Origin of the sequence: Microcoleus sp. PH2017_34_RAT_O_A (assembly GCF_020737885.1) — a bacterium.
In the GTDB taxonomy this organism is placed as follows: domain Bacteria; phylum Cyanobacteriota; class Cyanobacteriia; order Cyanobacteriales; family Microcoleaceae; genus Microcoleus.
On record NZ_JAEQDD010000017.1, the window covers coordinates 35642 to 49277 of the forward strand.

Annotated in this window: 17 protein-coding genes; 9 read left to right on the forward strand and 8 right to left on the reverse strand. The window is 45.6% G+C overall.

Translation table 11 applies throughout. The features are described 5' to 3' along the window. The first annotated feature begins 57 nt into the window (after positions 1 to 57). Complete coding sequence (locus JGK11_RS08410; RefSeq protein WP_293181360.1) at positions 58 to 282, forward strand: hypothetical protein; 225 nt, start codon at positions 58 to 60, stop codon at positions 280 to 282. Beyond that, positions 279 to 1664: a bifunctional UDP-N-acetylglucosamine diphosphorylase/glucosamine-1-phosphate N-acetyltransferase GlmU gene (gene glmU, locus JGK11_RS08415; protein ID WP_293211241.1), complete on the forward strand. Its 1386-nt coding sequence runs from the start codon at positions 279 to 281 to the stop codon at positions 1662 to 1664. Before JGK11_RS08410 ends, glmU begins: the two co-directional genes overlap by 4 nt. A gap of 20 nt (positions 1665 to 1684) precedes the next feature. On the opposite strand, the gene JGK11_RS08420 is transcribed toward glmU, so the two are convergent. From JGK11_RS08420 to JGK11_RS08445, 6 genes are all read right to left on the reverse strand, one after another. Then, on the reverse strand, positions 1685 to 2395 hold the full coding sequence (locus JGK11_RS08420) for a hypothetical protein (protein WP_293206500.1): 711 nt from the start codon (positions 2393 to 2395) through the stop codon (positions 1685 to 1687). Between the two features lie 765 nt (positions 2396 to 3160). Next, the gene (locus tag JGK11_RS08425; protein WP_293181345.1) at positions 3161 to 3661 is read right to left on the reverse strand and encodes a hypothetical protein; all 501 of its coding nucleotides are present in this window, start codon (positions 3659 to 3661) and stop codon (positions 3161 to 3163) included. A 73-nt stretch (positions 3662 to 3734) separates the two neighbouring features. Then, on the reverse strand, positions 3735 to 4238 hold the full coding sequence (locus JGK11_RS08430) for a hypothetical protein (RefSeq protein ID WP_293181342.1): 504 nt from the start codon (positions 4236 to 4238) through the stop codon (positions 3735 to 3737). A gap of 74 nt (positions 4239 to 4312) precedes the next feature. After that, entirely contained in the window at positions 4313 to 4573 is a 261-nt protein-coding gene (locus JGK11_RS08435; protein WP_293181339.1) for a tetratricopeptide repeat protein, read from the reverse strand. A 22-nt stretch (positions 4574 to 4595) separates the two neighbouring features. Then, positions 4596 to 5354 (reverse strand): hypothetical protein, encoded by a 759-nt coding sequence (locus tag JGK11_RS08440; RefSeq protein ID WP_293181336.1) that lies wholly within the window; start codon positions 5352 to 5354, stop codon positions 4596 to 4598. A gap of 41 nt (positions 5355 to 5395) precedes the next feature. Beyond that, positions 5396 to 5974 carry a hypothetical protein gene (locus tag JGK11_RS08445; protein ID WP_293181333.1) on the reverse strand — a complete coding sequence of 193 codons (579 nt, stop codon included), beginning with the start codon at positions 5972 to 5974 and terminating at the stop codon, positions 5396 to 5398. Between the two features lie 197 nt (positions 5975 to 6171). Here JGK11_RS08445 and JGK11_RS08450 point away from each other — a divergent pair, with 197 nt between their 5' ends. The 4 genes from JGK11_RS08450 (at position 6172) to JGK11_RS08465 (ending at position 8624) form a co-directional block, all read left to right on the forward strand. Further along, positions 6172 to 7422: a WD40 repeat domain-containing protein gene (locus JGK11_RS08450; RefSeq protein WP_293211243.1), complete on the forward strand. Its 1251-nt coding sequence runs from the start codon at positions 6172 to 6174 to the stop codon at positions 7420 to 7422. Between the two features lie 75 nt (positions 7423 to 7497). After that, a complete protein-coding gene (locus JGK11_RS08455) occupies positions 7498 to 7710 on the forward strand; it encodes a type II toxin-antitoxin system ParD family antitoxin (RefSeq protein WP_293191272.1) in 213 nt (70 codons plus the stop codon). A gap of 228 nt (positions 7711 to 7938) precedes the next feature. Next, positions 7939 to 8262 carry a hypothetical protein gene (locus JGK11_RS08460; protein WP_293191274.1) on the forward strand — a complete coding sequence of 108 codons (324 nt, stop codon included), beginning with the start codon at positions 7939 to 7941 and terminating at the stop codon, positions 8260 to 8262. Further along, the gene (locus JGK11_RS08465; protein ID WP_293191276.1) at positions 8259 to 8624 is read left to right on the forward strand and encodes an aspartyl protease; all 366 of its coding nucleotides are present in this window, start codon (positions 8259 to 8261) and stop codon (positions 8622 to 8624) included. The genes JGK11_RS08460 and JGK11_RS08465 overlap by 4 nt, the downstream gene beginning before the upstream one ends. A gap of 153 nt (positions 8625 to 8777) precedes the next feature. On the opposite strand, the gene JGK11_RS08470 is transcribed toward JGK11_RS08465, so the two are convergent. Both JGK11_RS08470 and JGK11_RS08475 read right to left on the reverse strand, forming a co-directional pair. Continuing rightward, a complete protein-coding gene (locus JGK11_RS08470) occupies positions 8778 to 9713 on the reverse strand; it encodes an isoaspartyl peptidase/L-asparaginase (protein WP_293191278.1) in 936 nt (311 codons plus the stop codon). A gap of 64 nt (positions 9714 to 9777) precedes the next feature. Next, on the reverse strand, positions 9778 to 9933 hold the full coding sequence (locus JGK11_RS08475) for a DUF2256 domain-containing protein (protein WP_265237541.1): 156 nt from the start codon (positions 9931 to 9933) through the stop codon (positions 9778 to 9780). Positions 9934 to 10174: 241 nt separating this feature from the next. Between JGK11_RS08475 and JGK11_RS08480 the strand changes: the two genes are divergently transcribed. The 3 genes from JGK11_RS08480 to JGK11_RS08490 all read left to right on the forward strand — a co-directional run bounded on the left by JGK11_RS08480 (position 10175) and on the right by JGK11_RS08490 (position 13510). Further along, positions 10175 to 11095 (forward strand): RNA methyltransferase, encoded by a 921-nt coding sequence (locus JGK11_RS08480; protein WP_293211287.1) that lies wholly within the window; start codon positions 10175 to 10177, stop codon positions 11093 to 11095. A gap of 254 nt (positions 11096 to 11349) precedes the next feature. Next, the gene (locus tag JGK11_RS08485) at positions 11350 to 12930 is read left to right on the forward strand and encodes a serine hydrolase (RefSeq protein ID WP_293211245.1); all 1581 of its coding nucleotides are present in this window, start codon (positions 11350 to 11352) and stop codon (positions 12928 to 12930) included. Positions 12931 to 13108: 178 nt separating this feature from the next. Continuing rightward, positions 13109 to 13510 carry a hypothetical protein gene (locus tag JGK11_RS08490; protein ID WP_293191283.1) on the forward strand — a complete coding sequence of 134 codons (402 nt, stop codon included), beginning with the start codon at positions 13109 to 13111 and terminating at the stop codon, positions 13508 to 13510. Positions 13511 to 13636: the final 126 nt, after the last annotated feature.

The window sequence follows — 13636 nt, forward strand, 5'->3', positions numbered from 1 at the left end:
TCCCCCTCGCATCTCTTGGGGAAGGACTGAAGTCCTTACTACGAAACGAACTCAGGTTTGATCGTTCGGACTTCAGCCCTCAGAAATTCGATCTCGGGCGCGCAACTCCAAGATACCGCAAGCATCGCCCCTCAAACCGACATCAGGCTGCAAAAAGACTTGCCGCGCCCGGATTCGAGATTGGAGATTAAAAAATTGTGCGATCGCAGTGCCATCGACGGACAGCGAGTGATATCATCATTTAGTCAATTTTTTATAGCAAATAGCTCGATCGCACAATGATAGCAATAGCAATTTTAGCTGCTGGACGCGGCACGCGCATGAAATCTGACTTGCCCAAAGTTCTCCACGAATTGGGTGGTCGATCGCTAGTTGAGCGAGTCCTCCAAAGTTGTCAAGAAATAGAAATTTCCCGGCGACTTGTCATAGTCGGTTATCGAGGTGAACTCGTTAAACAATCTCTGATGGAAGCTCATGAAAAATCGGACAATTCTCAATTTCCTCCCCTAGAATTTGTCGAACAAACCGAACAATTGGGAACCGGTCACGCCATCCAGCAATTGCTGCCTCACTTAAAGGGATTTCCAGGAGATTTGCTGGTATTAAATGGGGATGTACCTTTGCTGAGGGCAGAAACTATCAAACAATTGATGGCAATTCACCAACAGCACCAAAACTCTGCTACTATATTGACAGCTAATTTGCCGAATCCTCAAGGATATGGGCGAGTATTTACTGACAGTCAAAACTTAGTCCAGCAAATTGTCGAAGACCGCGATTGTACAACAACTCAAAAGCAAAACCAGCGAATCAATGCAGGTGTTTATTGTTTTCACTGGCCGCATTTAGAGAAAATTTTGCCAGATTTGAAAGCAGACAATGACCAAAAAGAATATTACCTAACTGATACGGTAAGTATTCTCTCTCCCGTGATGGCGGTGGATGTTGAAGATTATCAAGAAATCTTGGGAATTAACGATCGCAAACATTTAGCCACAGCTTCCGATATTTTGCAAGCGCGGGTAAAGGATAAGTGGATGAAAGCGGGCGTGACGCTGATCGATGCCAACAGCATCACGATCGACGATACCGTAGAGTTGCAGTCGGATGTCGTAATTGAACCGCAAACTCACTTGCGGGGTAAAACTTCGATCGCCTCTGGGAGTCGCATCGGGCCCGGTAGTTTGATTGAAAACAGTCAAATCAAGGAAAACGTGACTGTGCTTTATTCAGTAATTTCTGACAGTATTGTGGCAGAAAATTCGCGAATTGGCCCCTACGCACACCTGCGGGGACACGCGCAAATAGGCGCCAACTGTCGCGTGGGCAATTTTGTAGAATTGAAAAATACTCAAATTGGCGATCGAACTAATGTCGCTCACTTGTCTTATTTAGGCGACGCGACTTTGGGAGAAAAAGTCAACATCGGCGCTGGGACAATTACCGCCAATTACGACGGCAAAAATAAGCACAAAACTCAAATAGGCGATCGTACTAAAATCGGTGCAAACAGCGTGCTAGTTGCACCGATAACTGTGGGGGAAGATGTGACTGTGGCCGCAGGTTCTGCGGTGACGGAAGATGTGCCGAATGATTGTTTAGTAATTGCCCGTTCCCGCCAAGTTGTCAAACCAGGTTGGAAGTTGAAAGATGGAAACAAATAACTAGGTTTGTAGTGAAGACTTTAGCCGACAGAATTTTCACTCTGACTGCAATCATCACTACAAATACTTTCGTGCGATCGCGCGTGGAGGTAGTTGTTAATCGCTTTGGCGATTTCTACTTGCTTGTAAGGGCTCATAGTGTGGGGAAGGGATATGCGATCTCCTCCACTAACTAACAGTCTAACTTGGTACCAAACATCATGATCCCGATCTTTTGTGCGATCGACTTCCACCCCATAAATCTCGAACAGAGAGCGTTTAATTACTTTACGGGCCAACAAACCCCGCCGTTTAACAGTCAAGGTGTTGGAAGTTCCATCGAAGCTGTAGGTTTCTTTATTTCCCAAGGCGATGACTCCGACTCCTGCGAGCAAAAATATGCCTCCTGTCCATCCCAACCAGCGATCGTCTTGGCTTAAGCGCAGCAAGCGAGATTTTGCATTTTTAAGATAAAAATTGATGTCCGAAGCAGCAGCGTCTTTATTCCCCCAGTTAGTCGAGTTAGCACTAAAAGGAACATCGCCAACATTCGTCACAAGTACAACTCTGCTTTTGGAGCCAAATCTTTCTACTTTAGCTCCCTGCAAAGCAGCAAGCTGAATTTCTTGGATGTTCGATCCCAGTAAGTGCGATCGCACCAACTGACAATTTCCTTGTTTTTCGTGCGATCGCTGGCAGCTCAAAGTTGCTGCATGATAGTCAAAAGTCAGCCCGATCAGTCCAAATGTCATTAATAAACAACTAGGGAACCAAAAATCTAATATGCTTTTAGTCTGAATTATTAGTTCCGTTGCTGTGTACTTGATTATTTTCATTTACTTCACCTTTTAAATCCAAAACTGATGTTACAGATCGACTTCCCGACCAGGCTACGTCAAATTGTTAAGTTATATATTATTGGAAGCGATCCTATAGGATAACCCTTTTTATCTTGCTAATAGGCTAGCACTAAAATGTCTAACCGACAACAAATGTCGCGAGTTCACCTGCGGCTGCGTTTCAGATAGCTTTCCGTGATTTAAGGACAGGAATATTAAAAAATATTAATTATCTCATTGGGAGTGAAACGTTAGCTTTCTAGCGCGATCGTACAGGAAGTAATGGCAAACAAAAATGAAGAAAACTTTATAATGTAACAGAATGTAAAGTTTATTGGCGCCTACCTAAGTATCGTTAATTATTGATTTGGGCGATTAGCCCAGAGGGATAGCTGCGCCGCGCGTACTTAAAGTCGCAGGTGCATTCATTTAGTGCGATCGCTTGTCCAAATAGCTGCAAATGGAGTCAGCCATTTTTTGTTGTTTTTGCTTTCTGCTGTTAAAGTACATCTTGGGTTGAGATAACATTAACAGACAAAGATAGTAGCGAATACCTTAATTTTTATATTTTCCAGTACCTACTTCTACTCATAAATCTCGCAATAGAAGTATCCGGTAAAATTATTCACCCACCAACCCCGTTGTTCAACAGTCATTTTACCGAAAGTTTTATCAAAGCTATAGATTTAATTTTTCGCGCTTCCAAACATATTCTAATACCCCCGTCACCACACATATGCTCCCTAATGTCCATAGAAACCAACGATCGTCTTGACTTACATTCAACGATTTGCGATCGGGATTTGCAACAAAATCATTGATTTTATTAGCAATATCATTTTTATCCCCCCAAGCAGTGTAGCCATCCGTAAACGGAATTTCCCCCGATTTGGTTAACAGTTCAACTCTGGTGCTACGCTTCCTACCTGTGGTAACTTTGCCTCCCACTAAATTATCCAGAGATATTTCTTGAATATTTGAACCCAAAAAGCTCCATCCTGTGAGTTTACAATTGCCTTGTTTAGATTCTATGCGTTGGCAACTTAGAGTTGTATTTGTTGCATTAAAAGCCAGCCACAATCCAATGAGAATGAAGGGCAAGCTAGATAACAAGTCCAGCCAGATGTTAGATCTTGTAATTTTTAGTTCATTAAAAGGCGTTCCCTTGAGTTTTTTCATGAGTTCATTTTTTTGATGACACAAAAGCTTGAATAGGTATTTTCTCTATTGTGTCCATTTTATCATGCACAAATTATTTGACAATGCCTCGGGTGCACTTGCTTGGCAAAGATATTGCTTCAGTGCTATGACTGCGATCGCACGTCGAGACATAGCTGCGGATTAAGTCAGCCATTTGGCATTGTTCTGTTACTGAATTGCTTCTCAAACAAATGCGATCGCACCCCAACATCAATAACTCAACATAGTAGCTATAATTTCCCTCGCCATCTTCTATTTCGGCTAATTCGACTGCACAAATATCGCGAATCGATCGTTCGACAACATGATTAAGCGACAAACCCCGTCGTTTAACGGTCATTTTCCCCAAAGTTTTATCAAAGATATAAATTTCAGATATCGCGCCATCCAACAAACACAGGGAGAATAACAGAAATATGCCTCCACCGATCCAGTTGGATGCCAAGATGATCTGCAATAATCCAATTATAATGAAGGGAGAAATTAAGACTAAACCGTCCCAGATGCTAGAGTTTTGAATTATTAGTTTAGTTGGTGTTTGCTTGAGAACTTTCATAAGCTTATCCTGTTATTTTTGAGAACGATCTAAATTACTGATTTCTCTGCTGTACGCAATTTGTTATGCACGGATTATTTAGTCCGGCGGCCGACGAGCGCCATCTTGGTATTGCCAACAGCCTTGACAGCATAAGCATCGCCCGGAAGCACCTGCAAAGCTCTGTTAAAATTGATTAAAGCCGTTTGATAGTCTCTTTGCGCGTAGCAGACATAGCCAAGTTTTATTAATTTTTTAAATTCATCTTTGTTACCGGGTACAGATGCTGCATCAAGTCGAGGAGATGGCTGAGTACCCGGAGATGATTCTTGAGTTGCTGGTGGGTGGGGAAACATCAGTTTGTTGAGTCTAAGTGCATCAATCTTGATAATCTGAACCTCGCTTTCCCATCATTCCCCAATAAGCCACACCGTAAAGTTGAGCAGCCTGCATTGCTTCCTCGTCATAGCCTTGAGCTTTGAACAAAGCCTCGGCCTCTTTGAGATAGCCCATTGCTTGTTCTTTATTGTTGGTTGCATCTTGAACCATCAAAGCTAATCCCAATTTCATGCGAGCATCAGCATCATTAGGATCACTTTTAATTGCTGTTTTCCAGTGGGTAATTTCCTCTTCTATAGTGTCCCATTTGAGTTCGTTAGAGTTATCTGTGGGAAAGCCGTCAAGACCATAATTTCTAATATTCAAGAATGTCGCAATGACTTCGGCTGTTTTGTGCTTGCTTCCTAAACCAGTGCTGAAACTAGAAGTTAGAGGAACACGTCTCTTACCTGAGTTCAACACCAGACATACACGATAGGTATTGCTCTCACTGCTCGACATCTCCTGTATTTCCACGCCTGAAATATCTTGAAGCAGGTGTTTGATAAGTTTCGTTTTGGCAATCAGTGGTTTATGCCGCTTGATAGTCAGATGACCGAGACTTTTATCAAAGGCAATGGTTTCTATCTCGACAAATATCACCAATAGCAAACCAACGACAGCAAATAAATAAAGGAAAAAACTGCCAGAAGACAAACCTCCAAATACGCCTACTAATAAAAAACTTCCCCCAACAAATAGCTGCATCCAAAATGCGAACATTTCTACGAATTCTAGTTTGTCTGATGTTTGTTTCATGATTTTGTGTTGAGTTAATGTTAAGTGAATGTTGATGTGGATTATTTGCTATTTGATTGGGCGATCGCCTTTTTGGTATCTTCAACACCCTTGAGGGCCTCAGCATCGCCGGGATTCGCTTGTGCAGCTCTGTTAAAATTGATTAAAGCTGTTTGATAATCTCCCTTTGCATAGGCTAATTTCCCAAGCTGCATCGATTGATTGAAGTCATATTGTTGACCGCCAACAGTACCAAAACTAGGCTCAGAAGCAGGAGATTGCTCTTGACTTGGTGATGCACCAGCGTTGAAATCAGAAGGAAAAGGAGAGGGTGACTGTTCGCTAGCTCCAGGCATGAACATACCAAGCATCGGCCCAACAGAACTTGCAAGATTTGAAACGAACTGGAAGCCTGCAAATAAATACATTGGCACTACAACAAGCTGCATGAAAAATGTCTTTCTGATTTTTGGATTGCTCCAATTCTTTATATAAAAAAATAATCCAGCAAATGGAACCAGCAAGTAAAGCACTCCCCAAAGATATTCTTCTCGAAAAGCTTGAGTTAATCCCCAGATATTACCAACAACACTTAAAACTAAACCTAGAGCAAAAAATAAGCCGATCGCAATTCCAGACATTTTCTATTTCTCCGCTTGATGTATAGTTGTTTTGCAAACTGTAAAGGTAAGGATTGAAACGCATTTTCAACCCGAAACTCTTTTGGCTGTTTGCTGTGTTAAAAATAGATTAGTGGTGAATCCAGTCCGATCGCGCACAGCGAATGTTAGGATTTTGGTTAGGAATTTGACTAGGAACTCGATCGCGACTGCCACAAATGACACCCTCAAACCTCGATCGACCCGAAGAACCTTTTACACGGGCTACCTACGACTGGGACATCGAAAAGCTCTACAGCGACTTAGCCAATGCCAAACTAGAATTCGCCCCCCACACCCGGAGAGGGCTGACACCCGTGGAAAAAAGGCACTTGTGCGGCTTGCTGTGCGGTTACAGCCCCGCCGAGATGGCGGTACTTCTTAACAAACAAATCAAGGGTGTAGAGGTTGACTTATCCAAAACCTTGTACCGATACATAGAAATATTGACAAATCGACCCCGAAATGCGCTCAAAAATTGGAGGGATGCGATCGACTGGCTGGTAATAGCCGGGTATAAAAAACAACCGAAAACCTCATCCGGCGCAGTTTTAAAAGCCACTCTCCAGCATTCAGACAGCATTCTCTCCGCTGCGATCAGTCCCGACGGACAATTACTAGCAACGGGATCCCACGACAGTACAGTGAAAGTTTGGAGTTTGCACAGCGGGGAACTGCTGCGGACTATTTGCGGACATTCAACCGCCGTGTTGCTAGTTGCTTTCAGCCCCGCTAGCAAAACGCTGCTGACGCGATCGCGCGCGGGTACAGTCAAACTGTGGAACCTGCAAAATGGAGAACAGATGAAGCGTTTAGCAGACGTACACCGCCACGAATCTGTCGCTGTGAGTCCCGACTGGCAAATTTTGGCGATCGGCACCACCTGCGGCACTGTCAAGCTGCAACACCTCAACAGCGGCCAACTGCTGCAAGTTTTGAAAGGCTATCAAGGAGATGACATAAGTGCGATCGCCCTGAGTCCCAACGGCAAAATGTTAATAGCCAGCGGGCTGAATGCAACCAGCGGTTTCTGTCGCGCTACCGTGACTTTGTGGGAATTACCGGGGGGAGAAGTGCGGCGAACATTTGGTAGCGAAAATTATGTAGCAATTACTCCAGACAGCCAAATTCTAGTCTGTCATTCCAACAAAACGATCGCCCTGTGGGATTTGGAAACAGGCGAATTATTGCATTCGGTGCAAACCGGAATTCGCATCACTTCCGCCGCTGCCATTAGCCCCGACGGGAAATACTTTGCTGTGGGCTGTTTTGACGGTACTGTTAGGCTTTGGAATTTGCGCGGCGAATTGCTGCACGCTTTGGAGGGACATTCGGGCCCGGTGTCGGCGGTGGCGATCGGGCAGTTGGGCGACACTCTGGTTAGCGGTAGCGATAATGGTACAGTTAAAGTTTGGCAGTTGCGAATTTAAGATCGTTGAGGTGAATGGTGATGATTAAATTATTATAGTATAATTGATTTAAGGTTTTTTAGAGGGGCCCAGACAATGAACGTTACCCTAAAACCCGAACAAGAAAATTACGTGCGATCGCAATTACAAGCTGGCAACTATGACAGCGTTCAAGAACTAATTAGCGAAGCATTACCACTGCTAGAAGAAAGAAATCGCGCATTGAAACAGCAGCGTCTGGCAGCACTCAGACAAAAAATTGCTAGCGGTACTGAGCAAATTGCTCAAGGAAAAGTGACGGTGAAGTAGTTTGGGAGCATCTCAGTTTTGCATTTACAGTGCTGTCCCCGCTCGCGTGCTTTTATACGCTTTGCTGTGCGGGGACAGCACTGTGAAGAAAAAATGCTTCTTGCAAAACTGAGATGCTCCCAGTAGTTTTTGCCAGATTGCAGGAAAAAATTCGCTTAATTTCTGAGTCTGGAGCCGGAATGAGTCGGCGATCTTTGCTAAACTAGATTCAGAGCTAATACAAAAACTATGATAACAGCACCTGCCGGATGGAAACCCCGCCACATCTCTGACAAATACAAAAAAACTCCGATTTCTCCCGAAGAGAAAGCAAAACAAAAAGCTGAAAGCCAAGTGCGGTGGCAGCGCTGTCGCCCGATTTTTGAACGAGTCCGCGACGAACTCATGGCGACTCACTACAATTGGTACGTTGTTATCGATCCTGATAGTGGCGAATATTTTGTTGAGAAAGATCAACTCGTCGCTTTTGGGAAGCTGTTAACAAATTCTCCCCAAAAACTAATGGTTGTTCGGCGCTTGAATGAGACCGGAGTTTGTGGCAGTATTTTATGATTCAAGGAAAGTTTGATGAAGAGACAAATCAACTATTTTTTGAAATAAGTTTGGTAGCGGCTGATGGGGAAGTCATATTTGCGGATGCGCTTCTAGATACGGGATTCAGCGGTTGGTTGGCGATAAACAGCCAAGATTTAGATTTTAATTGGCTGCTTGTAGATGATGAATACCCCATGAAGACTGCACGAGGAGAAGGTACTTTTAATATTTATATCGGCACTGTGCAAATTGACGGTCAAGAATTTAATATTCCTGTGGTAGCAGGAGATGAGATACCAGAAATTATCATCGGGATGGAATGGCTGAAAACTAAACGGTTAGTGGTAGATTTGGCGGCGGGAATCCTGACTTTGGGGTGAAGTTTTTGGCTCGTTACGGGATAGCTACCGTTCGTTTTAATATCAAGTCCGAATCGGAACGAGGCTACCGGACATGATATTAAACTAACGCCGATCGAGATTCCCGACAACTCCTGCGAAGTCGGGAATCTAAACCACCGCTTCTATGCAAATTTAAGCAACAAAAACTAACGTTCCCTTGTTTGTTTCCAAAGTATCGCCCATTTCCGTACCGTTGTGAAAAGCACCGAGAATGATCTCGCTAGTTTTGCCGATCGCGATCGCACCATTAGCATCAATCCCGATCGCACCAAAATCCCGTTTGCGATCGTCAGCTTCCGCAAAAGAACGCTCAAAAGCAGCTTTCAAACTCAAACCATCCGTTACCCGAATCACAATTCGCGCCGCCAAACACTCATCCATGATGTGCTCGCCGATACCCGTACAGCTAACCGCCGCATTGCCCGTCGCATAATTTCCCGCAGGCATTGCGGAGTCGCTAACCCGCCCGATGCGCTCAAAACCCTTGCCGCCAGTCGAAGTTCCAGCAGCCAAGCGTCCCTGAGTATCCAAAGCTACAACGCCGATGGTGCCAACACCCGCAGGTTCCGCGACCACATTAGCCATTGCTCTGTTAAAATTGCCTTGGCGTTCCTGCATCCACTCGTGCAACCGCAAATCCGTCATCGGATCGTAAATCGGTAAGTGAAGTTCTCGCAGCAATTCCGCCGCACCGTAATCAGATAATACGCGATCGTCCGAAGTCTGCAAAAATTGAGCAAGTTCGATCGGATTTTGAACGCGAGCCACATTAATCGTGCCACTGAAACGCTGCGCCAAACCGTCCATCAGCGAAGCACTCATCCGAATTTGCCCGTCCGACTGTACCACAGAACCCGTACCCGCATTAAATCGCGGGTCATCTTCCAACAACCGACAGCCCTGCACTACTGCATCTACGGCACTTGCGCCATTTTTCAGCAGCGGATACACTGCCTCCAAAACATCGTAAAGCGACTTCCGCACCGCTTCAATTCCGCCCTTGCTTTGCAGACAACTACCGGCACCGCCGTGAATAACTAGCTTTGGTTGCACCTGTTGCGATGCCATACTTCTAACCGTGAAATTTTTCCTTTGCAATCTTAGCCTCAGTTTGGCAAATGGCAAGACATTCTTAATTTTCTGTGCTATTACGGCGGCGGCGACAGCGATCCGAGCAGTATTTCACCTCATCCCAGCAGTCGGCCCATTTTTTGCGCCAAGTAAAAGGTCGATCGCACACCGGACACATCTTAGTCGGTAAATCGGACTTCAATCGTTGCTTTGCCATGCTAATTTTGACAGTAGGTAAATTAACTATAGTCTTTCTTAATTATTTGAGGGAATGGGGAATCGGGAATCGGGAATCGGGAATCGGGAATCGGGAATCGGGAATCGGGAATCGGGAATGGTTACTGGTTACTTGTTACTTGTTAGTGATTTTTCTAATAGCCAATGCCCAATTACCAATTACCAATTACCAATTACCAATTACCAATTACCAATTACCAATTACCAATTACCAATTACCAATGCCCCATGCCAACATCCGAATCGTCTTAGTCGAACCCGCAGGGCCCTTAAATGTGGGATCTGTAGCCCGCGTGATGAAAAATATGGGTTTGCACCAATTAATTTTGGTGAATCCCCAGTGCGATTATTTAGGGGAAGAAGCCCGGTTGATGGCTGTGCGCGCCGCCTCAATACTAGAAACGGCGATAGTAGTTGAGAGTTTGCCGGCTGCTTTGGTAGGATGTGTCAGGGCGATCGCAACGACAGGAGATGATGGTCGATCGCACCCAATGCCACTAGAAGCACCCGCAGATGCTTTACCTTGGTTATTAGAAGCCCCCAGCGCCCTAATTTTTGGTCGAGAAGATTGTGGATTGACTAACGCCGAATTAAACCGCGCCCAGCGCTTGATTCGGATTCCCAGCAGCGATGCTTACACTTCCTTAAATCTCGCTCAAGCTGTAGCTATTTGCTGCTATGAATTGTATCTGGACGAAGTCCGAGGGAAGAAGGAAGAAGGAAGAGGGAAGAAGGAAGAGGGAAGTTCGGCAACAGATTCTGTAACGGATGTAACGGATACAAGGAATCAGGAAGAGGGAATATTTTCCCAATCCCCCCCTCTCCCCCTCTCCCAATCCCCCCCTCTCCCAATCCCCCCCTCTCCCCCTCTCCCCAACAGTGCTCCGTTGGAACAGTTGGAGGGATACTACCAGCAACTAGAAGGGCTGCTGCTGAAAATTGGATATTTGCAGCCGCACACAGCAGCAAGTCGGATGGAAAAATTTCGGCGTTTGTACAACAGGGCTTATCCGACAGTGGATGAAGTCGCCATGCTGCGGGGCGCGATTCGTCAAACAGAATGGGGATTGAAAAGTTATCCGCGATCGCCAGTTTCTGATACTCTGGATGGGGCGTTGCCGGAAAATCCAACGGATAGCTAGGTGTCGTGGTATTAGAAACCGGGTTTCTTGCCGGGAAATTACCTTAAAGCGTAGGTTTTTAGTCAAGAAACCCGGTTTCTTGGGTGACAATTGGGTGCAGGGGTGCGTGTGGAGTAAATCTAAAATCTAAAATCTAAAATCTAAAATCTAAAATCGATTGGCTGTTAAGCTAAAAAATCTTAAACTTGAAATTTACAGTGCAGAAGGAGTAAGACGTGGCAGAGCGGTTTCCCAAACGATCGATATTATCAGTGATGTCCTCGATAGCCTCTGCCAACTCCGGCCCGCAGCCGCCTCAATCCGGCACAGCAAGCGAGTCTGGCAAATCCGGCCGCCGTCGCCCTCCCCAACAGCCAAACAGCAATTCCGAAATTCCCACATCAGAAACTGCGACTTTCTCACCACAACCAAGCCGCAGCAAGAGAAGTAGAGCCAATTCTCCCGCACCTACCTCCGAAGAATTGAGCGCGCAGGACTTTTTGTCCAATCCCCAATCAGCAATTAATCCCAGAAAACCCAGAAGCAGCAAAACCACCAAAATTGGGGAGGCGAAGAGTCGCCAACCTCGCAAAAAAGGCCTCGCTGCTGTCGATATGTTCGCTTTTCCTGAACCGACTTCCCCTGTCAGCACTCGGGCCAGCAATCCCATCAGCGAACCCGAAACGACAACTCCTCCCCCAGCCCGTAAAAGTCGAGCCAGCGCACCACCAGAGAGCATTCCAGACCCGGTAACAGCCCCCAAGGTCAAAAAAGCCCCCGTGCCGAAACCGCGCCCGCAAGCGAATCAGAGACCGGGCAAACGCTCTGCAACTGGGAACGTGCCACCGTTGGTATATGCTACTCGGTTGCTGATTTTGGGAGTTGGGATGGCGGTGATTTGCGGTACGCTGCTGTCAGTGGTGAATGCTGTGAGTCGATCGGGCGTAGCGACACAGGAAACCCCCGCAGGCCAGAAAAACCCAGCCGATAGCGCAGTTGCCGCACCCGCCACCCCAGAAGCATTGCAACTGAATCAAGAAATAGCAGCTTTGAAAACAGAAGTTCAGGTGATAGCAACGGAAAATGCCACTTTGACAGCGGGAATATTTCTAGTTGATTTAGATACAGGAAGCTATGTAAATTTTAACGGCGATGCTCCTTTTGCTTCAGCGAGCACGATAAAAGTGCCAATTTTAGTAGCTTTTTTCCAAGCAGTAGATGAAGGCAAAATCCAGTTAGATCAAGTGCTGACGCTGAAACCGGAACACATTGTCGGCGGTTCTGGGGATATGCAAGACGACGCACCGGGTGAAAAATATTCGGCTTTGGAAGTTGCGAAAAAGATGATTGTTGTCAGCGACAATACCGCGACAAATATGATGGTTGAGTTGCTGGGAGGTGCGGAGGTTTTAAATCAGCAATTTGCCAACTGGGGATTGAGGGCGACGGTGCTGCACAATAAGTTGCCAGATTTGGAGGGAACGAATACTAGCAGCCCGAAGGATTTGATAAATATTATAGCTCAAGTCGATCGCGGAAATTTGGTTTCTGTCAAATCGCGCGATCGTATTTTGCAAATCATGCGGCAAACTAAAAACGATTCTTTGCTACCGAGAGGCTTGGGCGAAGGAGCAGTGATTGCTCACAAAACCGGCAACATTAATACAATGCTAGCCGATGCGGGGATGGTAGATTTGCCAAACGGCAAGCGTTATTTAGTAGCGGTGATGGTGAAGCATCCGCCGGAAACCGAGAAGCCAGCTCAAACATTGATTCGGGATATTTCTAAGATGAGTTACCGCTATTTAAACGACGGGGAAACACCCGCCGAGTCCAAAGTGAAAATCAAAAATTAATTGATTCACCCTAAAATATGTTTAAGGAAAACCGGGCGAATGGAATTCGCGTCTACACAAACAAAACCCGCCTCCGCGGGTTGAAGAAAATCGGGCGAATGGAATTCGCCGTCTTCTCTATTCCGGGCCAGTTAGCGCAAGTCCCGTAGAGTTTACAAACTATAAATGAGTTTGTATTATGAAACTAACCACCCGACTTGCTTGTTTGCTAGCACTCTCAACCTTAGCCGTGGGAGTCTCCCCCGCCTTCAGCAATCCCCTTCGCTCTTCTCAAAGTGAATTCACGGATATTACAGTTACTTCCAATAATATCGAACTGAATCGAGCGAAAAACCTAGCCCGTCAAGCAGCAGAGAATACTAACGGCGGTTTGGGCGAATATCGAGCCGAAGCATCGATGCACGGCGCATCAGCCGAATCGCCTTTTGTTGACAATGGTGACGGTACTTGGACATTTACTTTTCAAGGTTACAAACCCGGTTCATCTGTCTATACGGTTGAGACAGTTGTGACTGTTTCCCAACATGGCAGAATCACAGTTAATTACAACGGACGCATTCGTAGCTCAAGCCGATTTTAGAAACACCAGGACTCTTCTAGGTATGTAGTTGCGCTTTAGCGCTCTTTCATCCTAATATAAGAAAGAGCGCTGAAGCGCAACTACGTACCTTTTTGATTTGAGGTATGTTGTTGCGCTTTAGCGCTC

Coding starts and splice junctions, on each gene's coding strand:
- JGK11_RS08490 (WP_293191283.1), top strand. CDS start 13,109: ATGAAACTAACCACCCGACTTGCTTGTTTGCTAGCACTCTCAACCTTA.
- glmU (WP_293211241.1), top strand. CDS start 279: ATGATAGCAATAGCAATTTTAGCTGCTGGACGCGGCACGCGCATGAAA.
- JGK11_RS08425 (WP_293181345.1), bottom strand. CDS start 3,661: ATGAAAAAACTCAAGGGAACGCCTTTTAATGAACTAAAAATTACAAGA.
- JGK11_RS08450 (WP_293211243.1), top strand. CDS start 6,172: ATGACACCCTCAAACCTCGATCGACCCGAAGAACCTTTTACACGGGCT.
- JGK11_RS08435 (WP_293181339.1), bottom strand. CDS start 4,573: ATGTTTCCCCACCCACCAGCAACTCAAGAATCATCTCCGGGTACTCAG.
- JGK11_RS08440 (WP_293181336.1), bottom strand. CDS start 5,354: ATGAAACAAACATCAGACAAACTAGAATTCGTAGAAATGTTCGCATTT.
- JGK11_RS08420 (WP_293206500.1), bottom strand. CDS start 2,395: ATGACATTTGGACTGATCGGGCTGACTTTTGACTATCATGCAGCAACT.
- JGK11_RS08470 (WP_293191278.1), bottom strand. CDS start 9,713: ATGGCATCGCAACAGGTGCAACCAAAGCTAGTTATTCACGGCGGTGCC.
- JGK11_RS08460 (WP_293191274.1), top strand. CDS start 7,939: ATGATAACAGCACCTGCCGGATGGAAACCCCGCCACATCTCTGACAAA.
- JGK11_RS08455 (WP_293191272.1), top strand. CDS start 7,498: ATGAACGTTACCCTAAAACCCGAACAAGAAAATTACGTGCGATCGCAA.
- JGK11_RS08465 (WP_293191276.1), top strand. CDS start 8,259: ATGATTCAAGGAAAGTTTGATGAAGAGACAAATCAACTATTTTTTGAA.
- JGK11_RS08485 (WP_293211245.1), top strand. CDS start 11,350: ATGTCCTCGATAGCCTCTGCCAACTCCGGCCCGCAGCCGCCTCAATCC.
- JGK11_RS08480 (WP_293211287.1), top strand. CDS start 10,175: ATGCCCCATGCCAACATCCGAATCGTCTTAGTCGAACCCGCAGGGCCC.
- JGK11_RS08445 (WP_293181333.1), bottom strand. CDS start 5,974: ATGTCTGGAATTGCGATCGGCTTATTTTTTGCTCTAGGTTTAGTTTTA.
- JGK11_RS08430 (WP_293181342.1), bottom strand. CDS start 4,238: ATGAAAGTTCTCAAGCAAACACCAACTAAACTAATAATTCAAAACTCT.
- JGK11_RS08475 (WP_265237541.1), bottom strand. CDS start 9,933: ATGGCAAAGCAACGATTGAAGTCCGATTTACCGACTAAGATGTGTCCG.